Annotated in this window: 1 protein-coding gene; it reads right to left on the minus strand. The window is 55.2% G+C overall.

Going from position 1 to position 1,203, the window contains the following annotated elements; translation table 11 throughout:
* Nucleotides 1–23 precede the first annotated feature (23 nt).
* Nucleotides 24–1,138 (minus strand): IS3 family transposase gene (locus CR254_RS17795; RefSeq protein WP_097932395.1). Its coding sequence is split into 2 segments (ribosomal slippage): nucleotides 24–889 and nucleotides 889–1,138, totalling 1,116 coding nucleotides; the frame shifts between segments, so codons are not numbered across the junction.
* Nucleotides 1,139–1,203 lie beyond the last annotated feature (65 nt).

Raw genomic sequence — 1,203 nt, forward strand, 5'->3', positions numbered from 1 at the left:
TGACCTGCTCCCCATTGAGTCCGCTAATTTAGGTTAGCTCTGTTCAGGTTTTGGTCTTCCTTTGACCGGTTAACATATTCGGCTGGTGTTAGGCCAGCGAGGCTTGTGTGTGGGCGGTTATGGTTGAAGTCGGTGCGCCATGCCGCGATCAGGTTGCGGGCATGGCGTAGGTTATCGAACAGGTGTTCATTTAGACATTCGTCTCTCATGCGCCCGTTGAAGCTTTCGACAAACCCGTTTTGCATGGGCTTGCCCGGTGCGATGTAGTGCCAGTTAATCTTACGGTCCTCCTGCCATTTTAAGATCGCATTCGAAGTTAGTTCTGTGCCGTTGTCGCTAACCACCATGCAGGGGTAGCCGCGTATCGCAGCAATGCGGTCCAGCTCCCGCCCCACACGGTCACCTGAGAGCGATGTGTCGACCACGGCAGCCAAACATTCGCGACTGAAGTCGTCGATCACGTTCAGAATGCGGAAGCGACGACCGCAAGACAGACTGTCGGATACAAAGTCGAGCGACCACCGTTGGTTTGGCCCCTGCGGGATTGCCATCGGCGCTCGGGTGCCCACAGCGCGCTTGCGACCGCCTCGTTTGCGGACAGTTAATCCTTCTTCGCGGTAGATCCGATACAGCTTCTTCCAGTTCACCGCCCAGCCTTCACGTTTGAGCAGGATGTGCAGCCGCCGGTATCCAAAACGACGCCGTTCAGATGACAGCTCCTTCAATCGGTCTCGCAGATCAATGTCCGATGAGCGCTGCGACGCCCGCCGATAAACACGCGGATCGATCCCAGCCAAGGCGCAGGCCCGCTTTTGATTGTATTGCTTCTCTGTCATGGCCCAGGTCACTGCCCTTTTGCGTGAACCGGGCCTCAAAAGTTTTTTCCCAACATCTCCTTGAGCGTCGACACATCCATCATTTGCTCAGCCAGCAGCTTCTTCAGTTTGGCATTCTCAACCTCCAGCGCCTTCAGTCTCTTGGCCTCCGATACTTCCATACCGCCATATTTGGACCGCCATTTATAAAGCGTCGCATCGCTCACGCCATGCTTGCGGCACAGCTCCTTCGCGCCAAGCCCTGCCTGATGCTCCTTCAGTATCCCGATTATCTGTTCTTCGCTGAAACGGCTTCTCTTCATCGTCTGTCTCCTTCTTGGAGAACAGGCTAACTCAAAACACCGGACTTTTCAGGGGAGCAGGTCAA

This window comes from Pontivivens marinum (genome assembly GCF_900231835.1).
Taxonomy (GTDB): Bacteria; Pseudomonadota; Alphaproteobacteria; order Rhodobacterales; family Rhodobacteraceae; genus Pontivivens; species Pontivivens marinum.